The organism is Nocardiopsis sp. Huas11 (genome assembly GCF_003634495.1).
Classification (GTDB): domain Bacteria; phylum Actinomycetota; class Actinomycetes; order Streptosporangiales; family Streptosporangiaceae; genus Nocardiopsis.
The window spans coordinates 6520320-6539625 of the sequence record NZ_RBKY01000001.1; the positions used below are offsets into that span (position 1 = coordinate 6520320).

A 19306-nucleotide genomic window follows, 5' to 3' on the forward strand; every position below is an offset into this window, starting at 1 on the left:
ACGGCCGCCCCGCCCAACCGCCAGGTGAGAACAGCCATGACACAAACGCTGGAACGCGCCACCGCCCCCGAACCGCAGGAGCCCCGGCCGCGCCTGCGCTCGAAGCGGGTATCGCGACGCCGAGCGCTCACGCCCTACCTCCTGATCCTCCCCGCCCTCGCGACACTCGCCGTGGTCCTGCTGTGGCCGATCGTGCAGATGGTGTGGATGTCGCTGCACGACTACGGGCTGCGCCAGCTCCAGGGCCAGGAAGCGGAGTGGAACGGCTTCGCCCACTACACCGCCGTCCTGACCGACGCGCGCTTCTGGGAGATCTTCCGGAACACCATCGTCGTGTGCCTGGCCATGGTGGTCCTGACGATGATCCTGGGGACCCTGGTGGGCATCCTGCTCCACAAGCTCCCCAACTGGGCCTCCACCATCCTCGGCCTGGGCCTGATGCTCGCGTGGGCCACGCCCGTCATCAGCGCCGCGATCGTCTACCGGTGGCTCTTCGACACCCGGTACGGCCTGGTCAACACGATCCTGGCGGCACTGCCGGACTGGCTCGTGGGATCGGGGTGGGGGGAGTTCAACTGGTTCAACTCCCCCAGCACGCTCTTCCCGATCCTCATCGTGACCGTGGTGTGGCAGTCGTTCCCGTTCGTGGCGATCAGCGTGCTGGCCGGGCTCAAGAGCATTCCGGGCGAGCTGTACGAGGCCGCGCGCATGGACGGCGCCGGCGCCTGGAAGAGCTTCTGGAGCGTCACGGCCCCCATGCTGCGGCCACTGTTCGCCCTGCTGCTCGTCCTCCAGGTGATCTGGGACTTCCGCATCTTCACGCAGCTGTTCATCCTCGCCGGCGGAGTGACCAACCGCGAGGTGGCCCTGCTGCCCGTCTACATCTACCAACTGGGCTTCGCCTCGACCCCGCCGAACTACGGCATGGGCTCGGCGATCGCCGTCATCATGACCGTCCTGGTCCTCGCGATCACCGCGTACTACCTGCGAGTGATGATCCGCCAGGGAGAGACCCGATGAACAACGTCCACCGTCTGCGCAGGGCCGTCGGCAAGGTCGGCCTGTACACAGCGGCCCTCGCGGTCTTCGTCTTCGCGGTCTTCCCCGTCTACTGGGTCCTGGCCACCGCGCTGCGGCCCACCGGGGAGATCTTCACCCGCGAACCCACGCTGCTGCCGCGCACGATCACCTTCGAGCACTTCGAGCGGGTCCTGTCCGGGGTGCTCATCCCCGGCACGTCGTTCTGGTCGTTCCTCACCAACAGCCTCATCGTGACCCTGGGATCGGTCACCGTCGCCGCACTGCTGTCGCTGGTCGCGGCGATCGGCGTCGCGCGGTACCGGTTCCGGCTCCGCTCGGTGTTCATCCTCCTGCTGCTGGTCATCCAGATGGTGCCGGTCGAGGCGCTGATCATCTCGCTCTTCGTCAACTTCTTCCACCTGGGCCGGACCCTGGACGTGGAGCTCGTGAACAGCCTCGCCGGCGTGTTCGTGGTCTATGTCGCGGTGTCCCTGCCGATCACCATCCTGATGGTCCGCAACTTCGTCAACGCCGTGCCCAAGGACCTGGAGGAGGCCGCGGCCATCGACGGCGCCGGGGCCTGGACGATCTTCTGGCGCATCCTCATGCCGCTGGTCGCCCCCGGGCTGGCCGCCGCGAGCATCTTCGCCTTCATCACCACCTGGAACGAGTTCGTCGTGGCGTTCACGTTCCTGCAGAACAACACGGGCGCCTACACGCTGCCGATCTCGCTGCAGTACTACTTCGGCGCCGTGTCCATCGAGTGGGGCTCCATCATGGCCGCCTCGACCCTGCTGACCGTGCCGGTGATGATCTTCTTCCTGCTCGTCCAGCGCCGCATGGTCTCCGGTCTGACCATGGGCGCGGTCAAGGGCTGACCCCGCCCGGCCCCACCCCCTCAACGGACGGCCTTCGGCAGTAGGCCCACCCGTCACCCACCACCGCCCTCAACGGACGGCCTTCGGCCGTAGTCCTTCTTGTGGACTCTCACGCTCACCGAACGGAGTTCGTCATGTCGAACGACCCGACCCTGGCGCGCTTGGCCAACGCCACGCTGCTGGTCCCCTTCGAGTCCCACCACGCCCCGCGCTGGCTGCTGGAGGGTCTGGCGGACGGCATCGCCGGTGTCTGTCTGTTCCACAACAACCTGGACGGCTCCGAGCAGGTGACCGCGTTGAACGCGCGGCTGGCCGAGGCCGCCGACACCCCGCTGATCTCCCTCGACGAGGAGGGCGGCGACGTCACCCGGATCGGGCAGGCGCGCGGCAGCGACTACCCGGGCAACGCCGCCCTGGGCGCCGTCGACGACACCGACCTGACCCGCCTGACCCACCGTTCGCTCGGCGGCCGGCTGGCCGGCCTGGGCTTCAACATGGACCTGGCGCCGTCCGTGGACGTCAACGTCGCGGACGACAACCCGGTCATCGGGACCCGCTCCTTCGGCTCCGACGCCGACCTGGTGGCGCGGCACGCGGCGGCGGCCGTGCGGGGCCTGCACGAGGCCGGTGTGGTCGCGTGCGCCAAGCACTTCCCCGGCCACGGCGCGACCTCACAGGACTCCCACCACGCGCTCCCCCGCGTGGAGGCCGACCTGGACCTGCTGCACCGGCGCGAGCTCGCCCCGTTCCGGGCGGCGGTCGACGCCGGGGTCCGCACGATCCTGACCGCGCACATCGAGATGCCCGCCCTGGGCGGACACGGACCCGCCACGCTCACACCGCGGATCCTCAACGACCTGCTCCGCGACGAACTGGGCTTCACCGGGGTCGTCATGAGCGACGCCATGGACATGGACGGCGTCAGCGGCCGCATCGGCATCCCCGAGGCCAGCGTGCGCGCCGTCGCCGCCGGCTGCGACCTGCTGTGCCTGGGCCGGTTCGTCTACGCCGACCAGATCGTGCGGGTGCGCGCGGCGCTGATCGACGCGGTCCGCGAAGGCCGCCTGACCGGTGAGCGCCTGGAGGAGGCCGCCGAGCGCACCAGCGCGCTGCGGTCGTGGATCCGCGCGAGAGCCGACCGCAGGGCCGCCGCCGCCGAGACCGAGGGCATCGGCCTGGCCGGAGCCCGCCGCGCGGCCAGGGTGGACGGTGAACTGCCCGCGCTGGCCGATCCGTTCGTCGTGGAGGTGGACGCGCCCGCGGGCATGGCCGTGGGCGAGGTCCCGTGGGGCCTGTCCGCCTGGTTCCCCGACGTGCGGCGGGTCTCACCCGACGCCGCCCACGCCGACCGGCTGGCCGCCGAGGCGTCCGGTCGCGACCTGGTCGTCGTGGTACGCGACGCGCACCGCCATCCCGAGGCCCAGGAGCTCGTCAGCCGCCTGCTGACGGCCCACCCCACCGCCGTGGTCGTGGAAATGGGCCTGCCCGTCTGGCGGCCCGATTGCGGCGCCTACGTGAGCACGTACGGCGCCGCGCACGTCAACGGGCGCAGTGCCGCCGAGCTGCTGGGCGCCGGCGGTGCCGTGGGCGCCGCGGTGCCGCCCCGGGCCTGAGTCCCCCGCGGCGTCGACGACGCGCCCGGCGGCGGGCGCTCCCGCCCCCACCGGCCGCCACCGGGGACGACGTCACCGATGTCCCCGAAACCAGGTCGGAGAAGTATCCTTAGGGGGCAGCATCCCGGCCGACGGCGTCCCCGTCGGCGGCCGGTGCCCCATTCGCCCTTCAAAACACGGCATAATCACAGCATGCGCCTTTCAGCCCGGGTCGACTACGCGCTACGCGCGGCAGCGGAGCTCGCTGTCGCCGGCGAAGGGCCGGTGACGGCGGAGCAGCTCGCGCGTGCTCAGTCCATCCCCGGAAAATTCCTGGAGAACATCCTCACCCAACTGCGCCGTGCCGGCCTGGTGCGCAGCCAGCGCGGCCCCGTGGGCGGCTACTGGCTGGCCCGTCCGGCGGCGGAGATCTCCCTCGCGGACATCATCCGCGCGGTCGACGGGCCCTTGGCCAACGTTCGTGGCGAACGCCCCGAACACGTCGACTACGACGGCGCCGCACGCAGTCTGCAACAGGTGTGGATCGCCCTGCGCGCGAGCGAGCGGTCCATCCTGGAGGGTGTCAACCTCCAGCACCTGGTGACCAACGAGCTGCCCGAGTCCGTGCGGGCGCTCGCCGAGGACCCCGAGGCCTGGGTGAACCACACCCACCGCTGAGCCTGTGCCCGCTCGGGGCCGGGGCACCGCCCACATGAAGGAGCCGACCACCCTCGGGTGGTCGGCTCCTTCATGTGGTCATGGGGAAGCTGAACTGACGTACGTACCGAACGCGGGGGTCAGACCCCCACCATGTCGGCGACCTGGGGAACGCGATCCGGTACCGGCTCGATGCCGAGGTCCTGCGCTGGAACGGGATCGGACGTGACCGCGTCACCGAGCAGCGCGGCCTCCTGGAGCTCGGCGAGGGCCAGCTGGTCGGAGACCTCTCTCAGCACCTGCGAGAGCGGGACCCCAAGGGCCCCGCAGATCGAAGAGAGCAGCTCGGAAGAGGCTTCCTTCTGCCCGCGTTCGACCTCCGACAGGTATCCGAGGGACACACGTGCATCGGCCGACACCTCGCGGAGGGTGCGGCCCTGGCGCTGGCGCAGCCGCCTGAGCACGTCACCAAGTAGGTGACGAAGCAGGACCATCATTCGCGCTCCCTCCCACCGGTAGCGACCTTCATATACAACACCGTACCTGCCCCACGCCCGATTCGGGCACCTCTTGTCGGCCTGTTCGCTGGAGGGGGAACCGTGTCCCGGTGTGGTTTTGTTCCCGGGAAACGGGTATGAGGGGCACCCCGCTCGGCGGTGTCAGGGCCGGGCGCCGCCCGCCGCGTTCCCGCGGACGGCCGAGTCCAGCAGCGCGAGCGCGCCCTCGACCGTGGCGTATCGGATACCCCCACGATCACCAGTGAAACGAAGGGCATGGGCCTCGGAGTTCCCGGATGGCCCGGCCACCGCCGCGAAGACGGTCCCCACGGGCTGCCCGTCCTGCGGTTCCGGCCCGGCCACGCCCGTCACCGCGATCGCGAAATCCGCGCCCAGGAGACGGCGCGCGCCCGAGGCCATCGCCTCGGCCACCCGCGGGTGGACGGCGCCATGGGCGGCCAGGAGGTCCTCGGGCACCCCGAGGAGGTCGGCCTTGGTCTGTGTCGCGTAGGTCACCACACCGCCGCGGTAGGTCTTCGAGGACCCGGGCACGGCGGTCAGGTGCGCGCCGATGAGACCGCCCGTGAGCGACTCGGCCGTGGCGCAGGTGGCACCACACGCCAGCAGGGACTCATGGGCCGCCTGCGCCGCGGCCACCGCGGCGATCTGCAGCCCGAAGTCCACGCCGGTCCCGGTCACGAGTCGGTCGCTCCCCGGGAGCGGGCCAGTCGGACGGCGTCGAACACGTACACGATCCCGGTCCACAGGGTGACCGCCAGGGCGGCCGCCATCACCAGGTGGGCGGCCCAGGTGAACACGAACGCGAAGGGCAGCAGGTGCAGCGGGAAGAGGTAGATGCTGATCGCGACGATCTGCAGGACCGTCTTGAGCTTTCCGCCCTGGCTCGCGGGCATCACGCCGTAGCGCAGGACCGCGAACCGCAGGGCGGTGATCCCCCACTCGCGGGCCAGGATGGCGATGGTCACCCACCACCACAGGTCGCCCTGCAGGGACAGCACGACCAGCGCCGCGCCGGTGAGCGCCTTGTCCGCGATGGGGTCGGCGATCTTGCCGAAGTCGGTGACCAGGTTGCGGCGACGCGCGATCTCACCGTCGATGCGGTCGGTGATCGCGGCCACCACGAAGACCGCGAACGCGGCGAAGCGCCACCAGGAGCCGTCCAGGAACATGAACCAGACGAAGAGCGGCACCATGACCAGACGGCTCATCGTCAGGACGTTGGCGAGGTTCCACAGCGGGGCCTGGGGCGCGGGCGACGCCGCGGGTTCCTGGGTGCTCATCTGTCTCCGGCTTCCCCGTCCGCCTGTGTCTCCTCCTGCTCGGCGACCAGGTCGGCGCCGGCGGACTGGATGACGGTGGCGCGCACCAGGTCGCCGACCGCGAGGTTCTCACCGTAGAGGATGGTGCTTCCGTCCACCTCCGGCGCCTGGTGTCCGGCGCGGCCCTCGTAGGCGCCGTCCTCCAGCTCGGTCTCGACCAGCACGGTCACCTCGGTGCCGATGCGCTCCTCGGCCCGCTGGGCCATGAGCTCCTCGGAGAGCCGGTTGAGCCGGTCGACGCGCTCGCCGATGACCTCCGCCGGGACCTTGTCCGGGTGGCTCAGGGCCTCGGTGTTGTCCTCGTCGGAGTAGCCGAAGACGCCGATGGCGTCCAGCCGGGCCTCGCTGAGGAAGGCGACCAGCTCCTCGAACTCGGCCTCGGTCTCACCGGGGAAGCCCACGATGAAGTTGGAGCGGGCACCGGCCTCGGGGGCGCGCTCGCGCACCGTGTTCAGCAGCTCCAGGAAGCGCTCGCGGTCCCCGAAGCGCCGCATGCGGCGCAGCAGGGGGCCGCTGGCGTGCTGGAAGGACAGGTCGAAGTAGGGAACGACGCCGGGAGTGCCGGTGAGCACGTCCACGAGCCCGGGGCGCACCTCGGCGGGCTGGAGGTAGCTGACGCGCACGCGCTCCAGCCCCTCGACGGCGGCCAGGCGCGGCACCAGCTTCTCCAGCGCGCGGACGTCGCCCAGGTCCTTGCCATAGGACGTGGAGTTCTCGCTGACGAGGAACACCTCGCGCACGCCCTCGCTCGCGAGCCACTCGGCCTCGCGCACGATCTCGTCGGGCTGCCGGGAGATGTAGGCGCCGCGGAAGGTCGGGATGGCGCAGAAGGTGCAGCGGCGGTCGCAGCCGGAGGCGATCTTGAGGTTGGCGACCGGTCCGCCGGTGAGGCGGCGGCGCGGGACGCCCGCGCGGTAGGGCAGCGCGGTGCCCTCGGCGCCGGCGGCGTCGGTGAAGGCCGCGTGGCCCGGGACGTGCGCCTGCGAGGCGTCGCGGTCCGCGGGGCTGATGGGCAGCAGCGTGCGCCGGTCGCGGGGGTCGTGCGGCACCAGCCGGCGGCCGGCGACGACGTCGTCGAGCCGGTCGGCGATGGCGGAGTAGTCGTCGAAGCCGATGACCTGGGCTTCGGGCAGGGCCTCGGAGAGCTCGGAACCGTAGCGCTCGGCCATGCACCCGGCGGCGACGACCTTGCCACCGTTCTCGGCGGCCTCCAGGAGCGTCTCGATGGAGTCCTGTTTGGCTGCGTCGATGAATCCGCAGGTGTTGACGACGGTCACGTCGGCTTCGGCGTCGCCGTCGACGAGGTCCCAGCCGCCTTCGGCCAGGCGCCCGGCCAGCTCTTCGGAGTCGACCTCGTTACGCGCACACCCCAGTGTGACGAGTGAGACAGTACGGCGCGATGACATGGCTTCCAAGCGTGTGGGAGAGCTTCGAGTGGTGCGGCGCGCGGCGCGGTCCGGGCCGCGCTCGCGTCCGGCCGGGGGCCGCCGCCGCGACCCCCAACCCTACCGTGGATACTCCACCTGCCCGAACCCGGCCGGGTGCGACCGGCCCCGTCACTGCGTGAAGCCGTCGGCGTCGACGGTGACCTCCCTGACCGCGCCGGACGAGCCCGCCGCGCCGAGGTCGCGCCCGTCGACGGACACCCGGAGCGCCCCCGCGTGGCCGACCTTCAGCGTCAGGGCTTCGTCGGTGACGTATTCCTGCGCCTGGCCCTCCAGCAGGAATCCGGTGAACAGGTCCGTGCCGTCGGTGTCGGTGACCTTGAGCCAGGTCCGGTCCGAGGCGGCGACCCCGACCGTGAACTCGGTGGGCGGCTCCAGCGCCGGAACGTCGGCCACCGTGGCCGCGGCGGCGCCGCCGTCGTCCTCCTCCACGGGGCCCACCACGCTGCCGGACTCGACCGCCGAGCGCAGCGGGATCTCGCCCTCCCAGCCCTGCCAGGCGCGGACCCCGACGAAGACGGCCAGGACGAGGATGACGCCCACGACCGCCCACGGCCAGTGCCGGCGGACCGTGTCGGCCGGACGCAGGCGGGCGCGGGCGGTGGTCCGGGTCGCCGGGCGGCGGCGGGCCGCGCCCGCGGCCTTGGTCCGGGTGCCGGTCGCACTTCCCTCCCCCGCCGCCTCGGCCCCGTCCTGGCCCTGGGGCTGCTGCCCCCGGGCGCTGTGCCGGCCCACGCGCGGGGCCGGTACACCGCCGCGCGGAGCCTCCTTGCGCGCCGCCCTGGCGCGCGGCGCCTCGCCCCGCACCGGCCGTTCCACGTGGCGCCGGCGCTCGAAGTGGCCCCAGCTCTCGGATCCGTGGGCGGGGTCCTCCGTCTCGTCGCCCACGCGCAGCGGCTCGGCCATGGCCTCGTCGTCGGTTCCTCGGGCCGCGCGCGCCGCGGCGACCGCCCGGGCGGCCTCGGGAGCGGCCGCCGGGTGGCGTTGGAGCGGAACGAAGGCGAGTTTGGCCATGTTGGCGTGGTCCCGTTCGTACTCCGCCAGGAGCGGGTCCGGGTCCAGACCCAGGGCTCGGCAGATGCCGCGGATGTGTCCGCGTGCGTAGAAGTCCCCACCGCAGGGGACGAAGTCCTCCGCCTCGATGCCCTTGAGGACCCGTTCCCGGATGCGTGTACGGGTGCTGAGATCCGCGACCGTGTAGCCCGCCGCTATGCGTGCGGCGGCCAGGGTGTGACCGATCGTCGCCATGCGCACTCCCTCCACGACTGTCTGTGAGTGGCGGAGTCCACTCTGCCCTGCTGTCCGAATCCGCGCAGGACACCACGCCCCATGCCGCGTCCAAGATCGTGCCAAATCGGGCAGGGCCGGCCCGCGCCACCGGGGACGGGGCAGGAGGGAGCCGGTGGGGGCCGGCAGGGGGCGGCGAAGCGAAGCGGAACGGTCAGCCCCGGATGTCGGCGAGCACCCCGGGCAGTTCGTCGGGGGTGACCAGGACGTCGCGGGCCTTGGAGCCCTCGCTGGGGCCGACGACGTCGCGGCTCTCCATGAGGTCCATGAGGCGGCCCGCCTTGGCGAAGCCCACCCGCAGCTTGCGCTGGAGCATCGACGTGGACCCGAACTGGGTGGTGACCACCAGCTCGACCGCCTGCAGCAGCAGGTCGAGGTCGTCGCCGATGTCCTCGTCGATCTCCTTCTTCTTGGTCTCGGGGGCCGCGACGTCCTCGCGGTAGCTGGGCTCGGACTGCTTCTTGCAGTGGTCGACGATCGCCCGGATCTCCTTCTCCGACACCCAGGCGTTCTGCAACCGGATCGGCTTGCCCGCACCCATGGGCAGGAACAGCGCGTCGCCTTTGCCCACCAGCTTCTCCGCGCCGGGCTGGTCCAGGATGACGCGGCTGTCGGACAGGCTCGAGGTGGCGAAGGCCAGCCGGGAGGGGACGTTGGCCTTGATCAGACCGGTGACGACGTCGACGCTGGGCCGCTGCGTGGCCAGCACCAGGTGGATGCCGGCCGCGCGGGCCAGCTGCGTGATGCGCACGACGGCGTCCTCGACGTCGCGCGGGGCGACCATCATCAGGTCGGCGAGCTCGTCCACGATCACCAGCAGGTACGGGTAGGGCTCGTACACGCGCTCGCTGCCCGGCGGCGCGGTCAGCTCGCCCTTGCGCACGGCGGCGTTGAAGTCGTCGACGTGCCGGTACCCGGAGGCGGCCAGGTCGTCGTAGCGCCGGTCCATCTCCCCCACGACCCACTGGAGGGCCTCGGCGGCCTTCTTGGGGCTGGTGATGATGGGGGTGATCAGGTGCGGGATGCCCTCGTACATCGTCAGCTCGACCCGCTTGGGGTCGACCAGGATCATCCGGACCTCGTCGGGCGTGGAGCGCATCATCAGCGAGGTGATCAGCCCGTTGATGCAGGTCGACTTACCGGCGCCGGTGGCGCCGGCCACCAGCACGTGCGGCATCTTGGCGAGGTTGGCCACGACGTTGGAGCCCTCAACGTCCTTGCCCAGTCCCACCAGCATCGGGTGGTCGTCGGAGGTGGCCACCGGCGAGCGCAGCACGTCGCCCAGGCTGACGATGTCCTTGTCGGTGTTGGGGATCTCCACACCGATAGCGGACTTGCCCGGGATCGGCGACTGGATGCGCACGTCGGCGCTCTTGACCGCCAGGGAGATGTTCTTGGCCAGCGCGGTGACCTTCTCCACCTTGACCGCCGGGCCCAGCTCGATCTCGTAGCGGGTGACCGTCGGCCCGCGGGTGAACCCGGTGACCTCGGCGTCGAGCTTGAACTGCGTGAGCACGCCCGAGAGCGCGCCGACCACGTCGTCGTTGGCCTTGGTCCGCGGTTTGACCGGGCTGCCGGGCTTGAGCATGCTCGCCACCGGCAGCTCGTAGTCGCCCTCCACCACGCGTGAGGGGATGGACAGCTGTTCCGTGGCCCCGGGCGCGGGGGTGGGGTCCGGAGCCGGGTCCCTGGGCTTGGAGCGGCTCTTCCCGCGCCTGCCGGCGGGGGCCGCCGCGGCCTCCTCCTCGTCGGTCAGGGCCGGGGCGACCGGTTCGGACTCGTCCGGCAGCACGGGGCTGTCGTAGGGGCGCTCGTGGTCGCCCGCCACCGACTCCGCCGGGGTGGCCTTGCGGCGCGGCTTGGCCGGCCTCTTCTTCTCCGCGTCGGCTCCCAGGATGCCGATCCCCGCGTCGGGCCCGGTGTCGCGCTCCAGCAGTGCCCCGAACAGGGTCTGGAGGCGTTCCGGGATCCGGCGGATGGGGGTCGCGGTGACCACGAGGATGCCGAAGAGCAGCACCAGCACGAGGAGCAGGCCGGTGAGCCAGGGGGTGATGACCGCGCTGAGCGGGCCCGAGGCGACGAAGCCGATGAGGCCGCCGGACTTGTGCAGCGCCTCCATGCCCTCCGAGGGCTGCGGAATGCCGTGGGCGATGTGAATGAGGCCGAGCAGGCCGAGCATGATCGAGCTGAAGCCGATGAACAGCCGGCCGGCGTCACCCTCCCTGCCGCTGGCGGGGGTGCGCATCAGCTTGATGGCGATGGGCAGGAACAGCAGGGGCAGGATCGGCGAGAAGGTGCCGAAGGTGCCCACGACGGCCAGCCGGGTGTAGGCCAGCAGGGGGCCGTCGCTCTGCCACCACACGGCTCCGGCCACGAGGATGCCCGCGGCGAGCAGGACGAGTCCGGCGCCGTCCCTGCGCAGGTCCGGGTCGAGGTCGCGGGCGCTGCGGCCGACCGCGCGGGCGGCGCCGCCGACGGTGTGCGCGATGAGCTTCCACAACACGAGCAGGAACTGCCCGAACATGGCCACCGCGAAGGCGATGGGCCCGTCCGGCATGCGCTTCTTCGCCGCGGGTTTGCGCGACGCGGGCTTCTTGCGTCCGGAACCGCCGGAGGAGGCACGCGCGGGCATCGGGGGGTCACCTCCACCGTACTGACGATCACTGGACCCGGGCAGGACGGCCCGCCACGGCGAGCAGCCTACTCAGGTGTCCAGCCGCGGCGCGCGCATCCGCCCCGGCGTGTCGCGTTCGGGCGGGGCGCGACCGGGGTCCGCCCGGCCGGGGAACGCATCCCGGGCCGGGCGACCGTGGTGCCTCGGGTCTCCCGGTCAGACCTCGACGAGGACCGGGATGATCATGGGACGACGCCGGTAGGTGTCGTTGACCCATCGGCCCGTGCTGCGGCGGATGAGCTGCCGCAGCTGGTGGGGGTCGTTGACCCCGTCCCGTGCCGCCTTGTCCAGGGAGTCCTGGATCTTGTCGATGACGTCGTCGTAGGCGGTGGCGCCGATGCCGGCGCCCCGGGTGTGGATCTCCGGGTCGCCGAGGATCTTGCCCGTGTTGGAGTCCACGGCCACGACGACCGAGATGAAGCCCTCCTCGCCGAGGATGCGCCGGTCCTTGAGCGAGGCCTCGGTCACGTCGCCCACGGACGCGCCGTCGACGTAGACGTAGCCGGCCTGGACGGCGCCGACGATCTTGGCCCGGCCCTTGTACAGGTCGACGACCACGCCGTCCTCCGCGATGACGACCTTGTCGGCCGGCACACCGCTGAGCTTGGCCAGGTCGGCGTGGGCGCGCATGTGGCGCCACTCGCCGTGCACCGGCAGGAAGTTGCGCGGCCGCACCATGTTGAGCACGTACAGCAGCTCGCCGGCCGAGGCGTGGCCGGACACGTGCACCAGGGCGTTGCCCTTGTGGACGATGTTGGCGCCCCAGCGGGTCAGGCCGTTGATCACCCGGTTGACCGAGTTCTCGTTGCCCGGGATGAGCGAGGACGCGAGCAGGATCGTGTCGCCCTGCTCGATCCTGATCTGGTGGTCCCGGTTGGCCATCCGGCTGAGCGCGGCCATCGGCTCGCCCTGCGACCCGGTGCAGACCATGAGCACCTCGTCCGGCGGCAGCTTGTCGAGCTGCTTGACGTCGATGACGGTGTCGCCGGGGATGTTGAGGTAGCCGAGGTCGCGCGCGATGTTCATGTTGCGGATCATCGAGCGGCCCACGAACGCGATCTTGCGTCCGTGCCGGACCGCGGCGTCGATGACCTGCTGCACGCGGTGCACGTGGGAGGCGAAGCAGGCCACCACGACGCGCTTCTCCGACGTGCGGAAGACCTTGTCGATGGCGTCGTTGAGGTTGCGCTCGCTCACCACGAAGCCGGGCTGCTCGGCGTTGGTGGAGTCCGACAGCAGCAGGTCCACGCCCTCGTCACCGAACCGGGCGAAGCCGCCCAGGTCGGTCAGGCGGCCGTCCAGCGGCAGCTGGTCCATCTTGAAGTCGCCGGTGTGCAGCAGCGAGCCCGCCGGGGTGCGCATGCCGATGGCGAGCGCGTCCGGGATGGAGTGGTTGACCGCGAAGAACTCCAGGTCGAACGGGCCGAAGTCGTGGCGCTCGCCCTCCTCCACCTGGACCGTCTCGGGCTTGATGCGGTGCTCGCCGAGCTTGGCGGTGATGAGGGCGAGCGTGAGCTTGGAGCCGACGATCGGGATGTCGGGCCGCTCGCGCAGCAGGAACGGCACGCCGCCGATGTGGTCCTCGTGCCCGTGGGTGAGCACGACGGCCTCGACGTCGTCGAGCCGGTCCCGGATGTAGTCGAAGTCCGGCAGGATCAGGTCGACACCGGGCTGCTCCTCCTCGGGGAAGAGCACACCGCAGTCGACGATGAGCAGGCGGCCGTCGTACTCGAACACCGTCATGTTGCGGCCGATCTCGCCGAGACCGCCCAGCGGGACGATGCGCAGCGCACCCTTGCCCAGGGGCGGCGGCGGACCGAGTTCGGGGTGAGGATGGCTCATACGGATCCCTCCGCCAGACGCTCGACATGGACGGCACTGGCCGGGACGGCCTGGTGCGGGGCGAGCCCGATGGGGCCCTTGACGCCGGCCGCGGCGAGGTCCTCGCGCAGGAGCGCCTGGAGCTCGGCGGAGGCGTCGGCCAGCGGGGTGCGGACCGGCCCGGAGGGCAGACCGAACAGGTTGAGCACGGCCTTGGTCGTGATGACGCCCTGGGTGCGGAACATCCCCGTGTAGACGGGCGTCAGACGGCGGTGGATGGCCAGCGCCTGGCTGACCTCGCCCGACTCGTAGACGTCGATCATCTCGCGCAGGTCGCTGCCGACGATGTGGCCGACGACGCTGACGAACCCGGCCGCGCCCACGGAGAGCAGCGGAAGGTTGAGGATGTCGGTGCCGCAGTAGTAGGCCAGGTCGGTGCGCTCCATGACCCAGGAGCTGGCGCCGACGTTGTCCTTGGCGTCCTTGTTGGCCACGATGCGCGGGTGCTCGGCCAGCCGGACCAGGGTCTCGGAGGCGATCGGCGTCCCGGTGCGGTGCGGGATGTCGTAGAGCATGACCGGCAGGCCGGTGCTGTCCGCGATGGTCGTGAAGTGCCGGATGAGGCCTTCCTGCGGCGGCTTGTTGTAGTACGGGGTCACGGCCAGCAGACCGTGCGCTCCCGCCTTCTCCGCGGCCTTGGCCAGCTTGAGGCTGTGGCGGGTGTCGTTGGTGCCGACACCGGCGACGATGGTGGCGCGGTCGCCGACCGCTTCCAGGACCGCCCGCAGCAGGTTGTCCTTCTCGTCGTCGCTCGTGGTGGGCGACTCACCGGTGGTGCCGCTGATCACGAGGCCGTCGTTGTGCTGCTCGTCGACCAGGTAGGTGGCGAGTCTTCCCGCACCCTCGTAGTCGATCTCACCGTCCTCCAGCATCGGAGTGACCATCGCGGTCAACATCTTGCCGAATGGGCGGTTCTTGGGGTTCGTCATGTTCGTCATCGCTTGCGAAAGGCCGTGGGACCACGCCGCGGGACGCGGCGGGTCCTCGGACGCCCCCTCCTCCTCTCCGTGTTCTGTGTCCTCACGTGGACGCCCGTGCGGGAGTGTCCTCGCACGGGTGGGCGGAAATGCGAGTCCGCCACCGCGATCGGACGTACCGGCGGGTACCCGGATCGCGGGAAAGTCTGTTGTGCTCCAGCCTGGGGAGCGCCGGGAACCGAGCCCGGTTCGGCCGCCGTCCTCGTTGGTCGAGGTGGACGGCCCAGGGGTGTGAACCTACCCTCCCCGGGCCCCCGCCACGCGCGGGCCCGGGGGACCGCGCGGGTCAGGGAGCGGTGGACGCGGGGATGGGAACGGTCAGTCGTCGTTCTTGTCCGGCAGGAACATGCTGAACAGCCAGCTGACGATGGAGATGACCAGCGCGCCCCAGAAGGCGGGCCAGAATCCCTCGATGTGGAAGGGCAGGTCGAACAGACCAGCGATCCAGTTCGTGAGCAGGAGCAGCAACGCGTTGACGACCAGGCCGATGAGGCCGAGCGTCAGTGCGTAGAACAGGCACCCGACCGCTTTGACGATCGGTTTGATGATCGCGTTGACCACGCCGAAGATCACACCGACGGCGAGGTAGACGATGATCTGCCCGGCCGTGTCCTGGGTCGTGACGTCGATCCCGTCGATCAGGAAGACAGCCGCCCAAAGGGCGAGCGCGTTCACGATAACTCTGATAATGAGGCTCACAACCTAGATGTTCCCATGCCCGCGCAAGGCCCGGGAACTCCGACCCAGTTGATCTTGTCACGGGACGCGCTCACAGCGTGTGCCCGCAGGAGGCAGAACGTGTCAGTAGCCCAGTTCGTCCGTCCCGCCCGCGCCGCCGACGTGGACACCGTCGTGGATGTCCAGGTGGCCTCGTGGCGGGCGGTGTACGGGAATCTGCTGCCGGACGAGGTGGTCGAGGATCTCGGCGGTGACGAGGCCAGGGAGCAGTTCCGGAACCAGTGGACGGCCGCCCTGGAGTCGCCGCCCACGTCCCGCCACCGCGTGGTGGTGGCCACCGACGAGGAGGGTGGGGTCCGTGCGGTCACAGGGTTCGCCGCCTTCGGGCCGGCGGGCGATCCCGACCTGTGGCCCGCCAAGGACGCGGAGGTCTTCGCCCTGCACGTGGCCCCGGAACGGGTCCGCCAGGGGCACGGCAGCCGGCTCGTGAACGCCTGCGTGGACACCCTGGTGGAGGCCGGGTTCGCGACGGTGCACGTGTGGGTGCCCGAGGAGGACAACGCGCTGCGCTCCTTCTTCGAGGCGTCGGGGTGGCGTCCGGACGGCGCCCGCCGGGAGATCGACATGGGCCGCCTGCTGCCGATGGTGCGCCTGCACGCGGCCGTGTCCCAGTAGGACTGGCACGGCGCCCCGGGAGGCCGGGGGCGGCAGGCCGGGACGCCGTGGCCTGGGGCAGGCACTACCGTGAGGGGGTTGGTACCGGTGCGTCCAGGTGCGCCGTAGTCGAGAGTGAGGGGACCGTCGCGTGGCCACGGTCGGTGAATGGGTCTCAGGGGTGCGTCCCCGCACGCTGCCGAATTCGCTCGTCCCGGTGGCGGTGGGTTCGGCGCTCGCCTTCGCCCTGGACGGGTTCGTGTGGTGGAAGGCACTCCTGGCCATGGTGGTGGCCCTGGCGCTCCAGGTGGGTGTGAACTTCGCCAACGACTACAGCGACGGGGTCAAGGGCACCGACACCGCGGAGCGCACCGGCCCGGTGCGGCTGACCGCGACCGGGCTCGCGCCGCCCCGCCAGGTGCTCGCCGCGGCCCTGGGCTCCTTCGCCTTCGCGGCCGTGGTCGGCCTGGTGCTCGTGGTGACGTCCTCGTGGTGGCTGCTGCTGGTGGGCGCCGCGGCGATCGCGGCGGCCTGGTACTACACCGGCGGCCGCACCCCCTACGGGTACCGGGGCCTGGGCGAGGTGTCGGTGTTCGTGTTCTTCGGCCTGGTCGCCGTGGTGGGCACGGTGTTCGTGCAGCTGGGGACCGCGCCGTGGCAGGCGTGGGTGGCGTCCGTTCCGGTCGGCCTGCTGTCCTGCTCGGTGCTGGTGATCAACAACCTGCGCGACATCCCGACCGACCGTGAGACGGGCAAGGTCACCCTGGCCGTGCGGCTGGGCGAGAAGGGGACCCGCCGCCTGTTCGCGGCCGGTCTGGCGCTGGCCTACGCGGTGGCGCTGGTCCTGACCCCGGTGTTCTGGTGGACGCCGCTGATCCTGCTGTCGGTGCCGCTGGCGGTGTCCCCGCTCCGCCGGGTGCTGAGCGGACAGGTCGGCCGCGACCTCGTCCTGGGCCTGGGCGAGACGGGCAAGCTGCAGTTGGCCTTCGGGGCCCTGTTCTCGGTGGGCCTGCTCCTGGGCTGAGCCCCTCGCAGGGGCCGGCGAGGCGACCGGCCCCGGGGACGTGTCAGGGGCCGATCCGCTCCAGGACCACCAGCCCGAAGGAGGGACCGCGGCCGGCGTTCGACACCTCGGCCGTGCGCGCCTCGTACTCGCCCGCTTCCAGCGGCACACGGGCGGACGCGATCGGCCTGCCGTCCGGCCACGCCCCGCGCCGTGTCTCCTCGCCGCTGGTCGCGGCGTCGCACAGCACCGCGTCCCCGTCGGTGCGCCAGCGCACCCGCTCCAGCCACACGGCCCCTGCCAGGGCCGCGTCCACGTGCGCCAGGATCTGCCGTTCGGAGTCGGCGCCCCGCCAGCGCACCAGGCAGCCGTGGGAGGGCAGGAAGGCCGTCGTGTCGGGGCAGTCCCCGAGCACCAGCGCCTCTCCCGCTCCCCCGCCCACGGGCACGTTCCCCAGGTAGTCCTCCACCGCACAGGCGAGCGAGTAGTCGCCCGCCAGGCCCAGGTCGTCGACCTCCTCCGGCGGCACGTCCTCCTCGTCCAGGGCGCCGGTCCACCGGTCCAGGCACGAGTCGGGAACGAGCACCAGGGGGCCGCCGAGCGACTCCACCCAGTCCAGCCGTGTCGGTTCGATCATGAGGCCGTACGGTAGCGCCCGCCGCCGACGGTTCCGGCGCACGGCGAAAGGGGCCGTCCCGGTGGGAGGCCCCCTCGTCGCCGTACGGCTAGAGGTCGTGTTCTTCTGCGGGCTTTCGGGTGAGCTCGCGGTCGTCAGGTCGTCTCTCGCAAGACGATGTGCGAAGTTCAGCCTGGTGGTGCTTCACGAGCGCAGAGGCGCCGCGAGAGGCGGTCCTGGCGGCCGCGAGCCCGGAATGCCGCAAAGAACACGGCCTAGAGGTCGAGCAGGGCGTCCAGGCCCACGGTGAGCGGGTCGGGCAGGTCGGCCACCCCGCGCACGCCCAGCAGGACGCCGGGCATGAAGGACGTGCGGTTCATCGAGTCGTGCCGGATCTTGAGCGTCTCGCCGTCGGTGCCGAACACGACCTCCTGGTGGGCGATCAGCCCGGCGATGCGCAGCGAGTGCACGCGCACCCCGTCCACGTCGGCGCCGCGGGCGCCGGGGATCTCGGAGGTGGTGGCGTCGGGCATCGGCGCGGTCGCGGCTTCGCGGCGGGCCTCGGCGACCAGCTCGGCGGTGTGGAACGCGGTGCCACTGGGGGCGTCGGCCTTGTTCGGGTGGTGCAGCTCGATGATCTCGGCGGAGTCGAAGTAGGGCGCGGCCTTGCGCGCGAAGTGCATCATCAGCACGGCCGCCACGCCGAAGTTCGGGGCGATGAGCACCTTGGCCCCGGGCTCGGCGGCCTGCATGGCGCGCACGCGCTCCAGTTTGGCGTCGTCGAAACCGCTCGTGCCGACCACGGCGTGGATCCCGTGGCCGATGAGCCACTCCAGGTTGTCCATCACCACGTCGGGATGCGTGAAGTCGACGACGTAGTCGGCTCCCAGTACCGCCGAGCGGTCGTCGGCGCTGTCCACGCCCGCGACGAGTTCCATGTCGTCGGCGGCCTGAACCGCTGTGACGACCTCTGACCCCATGCGCCCATCGGCGCCGAAAACTCCTACCTTGAACACGGGACGAGCGTACCGGAGTCCGCGGCGGCCTTCGGCGTGGCGGGCGCGGCGTTGCCGCTGCCCGTGGCCGCTCACCGGGCGGTGGCGAGTGTGAGCGCGAAGTCGCCGGCGGGGTCGGTCCACCAGTGGGTGAGCTCGAAGCCCGCCTCGCCGAGCTCGGCGGAGAGCCCTTCGCGGCGGAACTTCGCGGAGATCTCGGTGCGCATCTCCTCGCCCGCGGCGAAGTCGACCTCCAGGTCCAGCTCGGCGACCCGCACGTGCTGGTCGGCACGGGCGCGCAGGCGCATCTCGATCCACTCGCACTCGGCGTTCCAGCGGGCGACGTGGTCGAAGGCCGCGGGGTCGAAGTCGGCTCCCAGCCTGTCGTTGATCACGCTGAGGACGTTGCGGTTGAAGGCGGCGGTGACGCCCTGGGCGTCGTCGTAGGCCGACACCAGGCGGTCGGGGTCCTTGACCAGGTCGGCGCCGATCAGGAGGGAGTCGCCGGTGGCCAGGGCCGCGCGGATGTCGCGCAGGAAGGCGGACCGCCGCCCCGGTTCCTGGTTGCCGATGGTCGATCCCAGGACGGCGAGGATCTGCCGCCCGCCGTCCTCGCCGACCGGGAGCAGGCCGAGGTGCTCCTCGAAGTCGCCGACGACGGCGTGGACGTCGATCGGGTCGTAGTCGTCGGCCAGTCCCGCGGCGGAGGCGGCGAGGAAGTCGCCGCTGACGTCGACGGGCACGAACCGGGTGAGGCGGCCGTGGCGGCGCATGGCGTCCAGGAGCAGACGGGTCTTGATCCCGGAACCGGACCCGAGCTCGATAAGCGCCTCGGCGTCGGCGGCGTCGGCGATCTCGTCGGCGCGCAGCTCCAGGATCGCGCGCTCGGCACGGGTGGGGTAGTACTCCGGCAGCGCGGTGATCTCCTCGAACAGGGCGCTGCCCCGTTCGTCGTAGAACCACTTCGGTGGGAGCTGTTTGGGCCGCGCGGTCAGACCCGCCGCGACGTCGGCGCGCAGCGCCTTGTCGAGGTCGTCTGCCGTCAGATTACGGTCGATCCGGAACATGGCGTCTCCTGTGTCCCTGACTGGTCTACCCGTGACGGGATGCGG

The 19306-nt window shown here is 71.3% G+C and carries 18 protein-coding genes; 6 read left to right on the forward strand and 12 right to left on the reverse strand.

Translation table 11 applies throughout. The features are described 5' to 3' along the window. The first annotated feature begins 36 nt into the window (after nt 1–36). The 4 genes from DFP74_RS29385 to DFP74_RS29400 all read left to right on the forward strand — a co-directional run bounded on the left by DFP74_RS29385 (nt 37) and on the right by DFP74_RS29400 (nt 4168). Complete coding sequence (locus DFP74_RS29385) at nt 37–1020, forward strand: carbohydrate ABC transporter permease (RefSeq protein ID WP_121186721.1); 984 nt, start codon at nt 37–39, stop codon at nt 1018–1020. Beyond that, entirely contained in the window at nt 1017–1898 is an 882-nt protein-coding gene (locus DFP74_RS29390; RefSeq protein WP_121186723.1) for a carbohydrate ABC transporter permease, read from the forward strand. The genes DFP74_RS29385 and DFP74_RS29390 overlap by 4 nt, the downstream gene beginning before the upstream one ends. Nucleotides 1899–2032: 134 nt before the next feature. Continuing rightward, the gene (locus tag DFP74_RS29395; RefSeq protein WP_121186725.1) at nt 2033–3511 is read left to right on the forward strand and encodes a glycoside hydrolase family 3 protein; all 1479 of its coding nucleotides are present in this window, start codon (nt 2033–2035) and stop codon (nt 3509–3511) included. A 192-nt stretch (nt 3512–3703) separates the two neighbouring features. Then, entirely contained in the window at nt 3704–4168 is a 465-nt protein-coding gene (locus DFP74_RS29400; protein WP_121186727.1) for an Rrf2 family transcriptional regulator, read from the forward strand. 119 nt (nt 4169–4287) lie between these two features. Here DFP74_RS29400 and DFP74_RS29405 read toward each other — a convergent pair whose 3' ends face one another. The 9 genes from DFP74_RS29405 to DFP74_RS29445 form a co-directional block, all read right to left on the reverse strand. Continuing rightward, a complete protein-coding gene (locus DFP74_RS29405; RefSeq protein WP_121186729.1) occupies nt 4288–4644 on the reverse strand; it encodes a helix-turn-helix domain-containing protein in 357 nt (118 codons plus the stop codon). A gap of 162 nt (nt 4645–4806) precedes the next feature. Next, on the reverse strand, nt 4807–5343 hold the full coding sequence (locus DFP74_RS29410; RefSeq protein ID WP_121186731.1) for a CinA family protein: 537 nt from the start codon (nt 5341–5343) through the stop codon (nt 4807–4809). Further along, nucleotides 5340–5945, reverse strand: a complete 606-nt coding sequence (gene pgsA, locus DFP74_RS29415) for a CDP-diacylglycerol--glycerol-3-phosphate 3-phosphatidyltransferase (protein ID WP_121186733.1) — start codon at nt 5943–5945, stop codon at nt 5340–5342. The genes DFP74_RS29410 and pgsA overlap by 4 nt, the downstream gene beginning before the upstream one ends. Further along, entirely contained in the window at nt 5942–7390 is a 1449-nt protein-coding gene (gene rimO, locus DFP74_RS29420) for a 30S ribosomal protein S12 methylthiotransferase RimO (protein ID WP_121186735.1), read from the reverse strand. Before rimO ends, pgsA begins: the two co-directional genes overlap by 4 nt. 150 nt (nt 7391–7540) lie before the next feature. Beyond that, the gene (locus DFP74_RS29425; protein WP_199725815.1) at nt 7541–8677 is read right to left on the reverse strand and encodes a helix-turn-helix domain-containing protein; all 1137 of its coding nucleotides are present in this window, start codon (nt 8675–8677) and stop codon (nt 7541–7543) included. Nucleotides 8678–8870: 193 nt separating this feature from the next. Further along, entirely contained in the window at nt 8871–11348 is a 2478-nt protein-coding gene (locus tag DFP74_RS29430) for a DNA translocase FtsK (RefSeq protein WP_121186738.1), read from the reverse strand. A 198-nt stretch (nt 11349–11546) separates the two neighbouring features. Continuing rightward, a complete protein-coding gene (locus tag DFP74_RS29435) occupies nt 11547–13232 on the reverse strand; it encodes a ribonuclease J (protein WP_121186740.1) in 1686 nt (561 codons plus the stop codon). Beyond that, a complete protein-coding gene (gene dapA, locus DFP74_RS29440) occupies nt 13229–14200 on the reverse strand; it encodes a 4-hydroxy-tetrahydrodipicolinate synthase (RefSeq protein ID WP_121186742.1) in 972 nt (323 codons plus the stop codon). Before dapA ends, DFP74_RS29435 begins: the two co-directional genes overlap by 4 nt. Before the next feature lie 366 nt (nt 14201–14566). After that, nucleotides 14567–14947, reverse strand: coding sequence for a phage holin family protein (locus DFP74_RS29445; protein WP_121186744.1), 381 nt, complete (start codon nt 14945–14947; stop codon nt 14567–14569). 99 nt (nt 14948–15046) lie between these two features. Here DFP74_RS29445 and DFP74_RS29450 point away from each other — a divergent pair, with 99 nt between their 5' ends. Both DFP74_RS29450 and DFP74_RS29455 read left to right on the forward strand, forming a co-directional pair. Beyond that, complete coding sequence (locus tag DFP74_RS29450; protein WP_121186746.1) at nt 15047–15601, forward strand: N-acetyltransferase; 555 nt, start codon at nt 15047–15049, stop codon at nt 15599–15601. A 130-nt stretch (nt 15602–15731) separates the two neighbouring features. Beyond that, nucleotides 15732–16604, forward strand: coding sequence for a 1,4-dihydroxy-2-naphthoate polyprenyltransferase (locus DFP74_RS29455; protein ID WP_121186748.1), 873 nt, complete (start codon nt 15732–15734; stop codon nt 16602–16604). Between the two features lie 43 nt (nt 16605–16647). Here the strand turns inward: DFP74_RS29455 and DFP74_RS29460 are convergent, their stop codons facing one another. The 3 genes from DFP74_RS29460 to egtD form a co-directional block, all read right to left on the reverse strand. Further along, on the reverse strand, nt 16648–17220 hold the full coding sequence (locus tag DFP74_RS29460) for an Imm21 family immunity protein (protein ID WP_121186750.1): 573 nt from the start codon (nt 17218–17220) through the stop codon (nt 16648–16650). A gap of 254 nt (nt 17221–17474) precedes the next feature. Continuing rightward, nucleotides 17475–18215 (reverse strand): 4-hydroxy-tetrahydrodipicolinate reductase, encoded by a 741-nt coding sequence (dapB, locus tag DFP74_RS29465; RefSeq protein ID WP_121186752.1) that lies wholly within the window; start codon nt 18213–18215, stop codon nt 17475–17477. A gap of 71 nt (nt 18216–18286) precedes the next feature. Beyond that, a complete protein-coding gene (gene egtD / locus DFP74_RS29470) occupies nt 18287–19261 on the reverse strand; it encodes an L-histidine N(alpha)-methyltransferase (protein ID WP_121186754.1) in 975 nt (324 codons plus the stop codon). Nucleotides 19262–19306: the final 45 nt, after the last annotated feature.

Excerpts from the sequence above, each read along its gene's own strand:
- DFP74_RS29425 (WP_199725815.1), bottom strand. The coding sequence starts at position 8,677 with ATGGCGACGATCGGTCACACCCTGGCCGCCGCACGCATAGCGGCGGGC.
- egtD (WP_121186754.1), bottom strand. The coding sequence starts at position 19,261 with ATGTTCCGGATCGACCGTAATCTGACGGCAGACGACCTCGACAAGGCG.
- pgsA (WP_121186733.1), bottom strand. The coding sequence starts at position 5,945 with ATGAGCACCCAGGAACCCGCGGCGTCGCCCGCGCCCCAGGCCCCGCTG.
- DFP74_RS29400 (WP_121186727.1), top strand. The coding sequence starts at position 3,704 with ATGCGCCTTTCAGCCCGGGTCGACTACGCGCTACGCGCGGCAGCGGAG.
- dapA (WP_121186742.1), bottom strand. The coding sequence starts at position 14,200 with ATGACGAACCCCAAGAACCGCCCATTCGGCAAGATGTTGACCGCGATG.
- DFP74_RS29385 (WP_121186721.1), top strand. The coding sequence starts at position 37 with ATGACACAAACGCTGGAACGCGCCACCGCCCCCGAACCGCAGGAGCCC.
- DFP74_RS29390 (WP_121186723.1), top strand. The coding sequence starts at position 1,017 with ATGAACAACGTCCACCGTCTGCGCAGGGCCGTCGGCAAGGTCGGCCTG.
- DFP74_RS29395 (WP_121186725.1), top strand. The coding sequence starts at position 2,033 with ATGTCGAACGACCCGACCCTGGCGCGCTTGGCCAACGCCACGCTGCTG.
- rimO (WP_121186735.1), bottom strand. The coding sequence starts at position 7,390 with ATGTCATCGCGCCGTACTGTCTCACTCGTCACACTGGGGTGTGCGCGT.
- DFP74_RS29405 (WP_121186729.1), bottom strand. The coding sequence starts at position 4,644 with ATGATGGTCCTGCTTCGTCACCTACTTGGTGACGTGCTCAGGCGGCTG.
- DFP74_RS29460 (WP_121186750.1), bottom strand. The coding sequence starts at position 17,220 with ATGATCGAACCGACACGGCTGGACTGGGTGGAGTCGCTCGGCGGCCCC.
- DFP74_RS29435 (WP_121186740.1), bottom strand. The coding sequence starts at position 13,232 with ATGAGCCATCCTCACCCCGAACTCGGTCCGCCGCCGCCCCTGGGCAAG.
- DFP74_RS29430 (WP_121186738.1), bottom strand. The coding sequence starts at position 11,348 with ATGCCCGCGCGTGCCTCCTCCGGCGGTTCCGGACGCAAGAAGCCCGCG.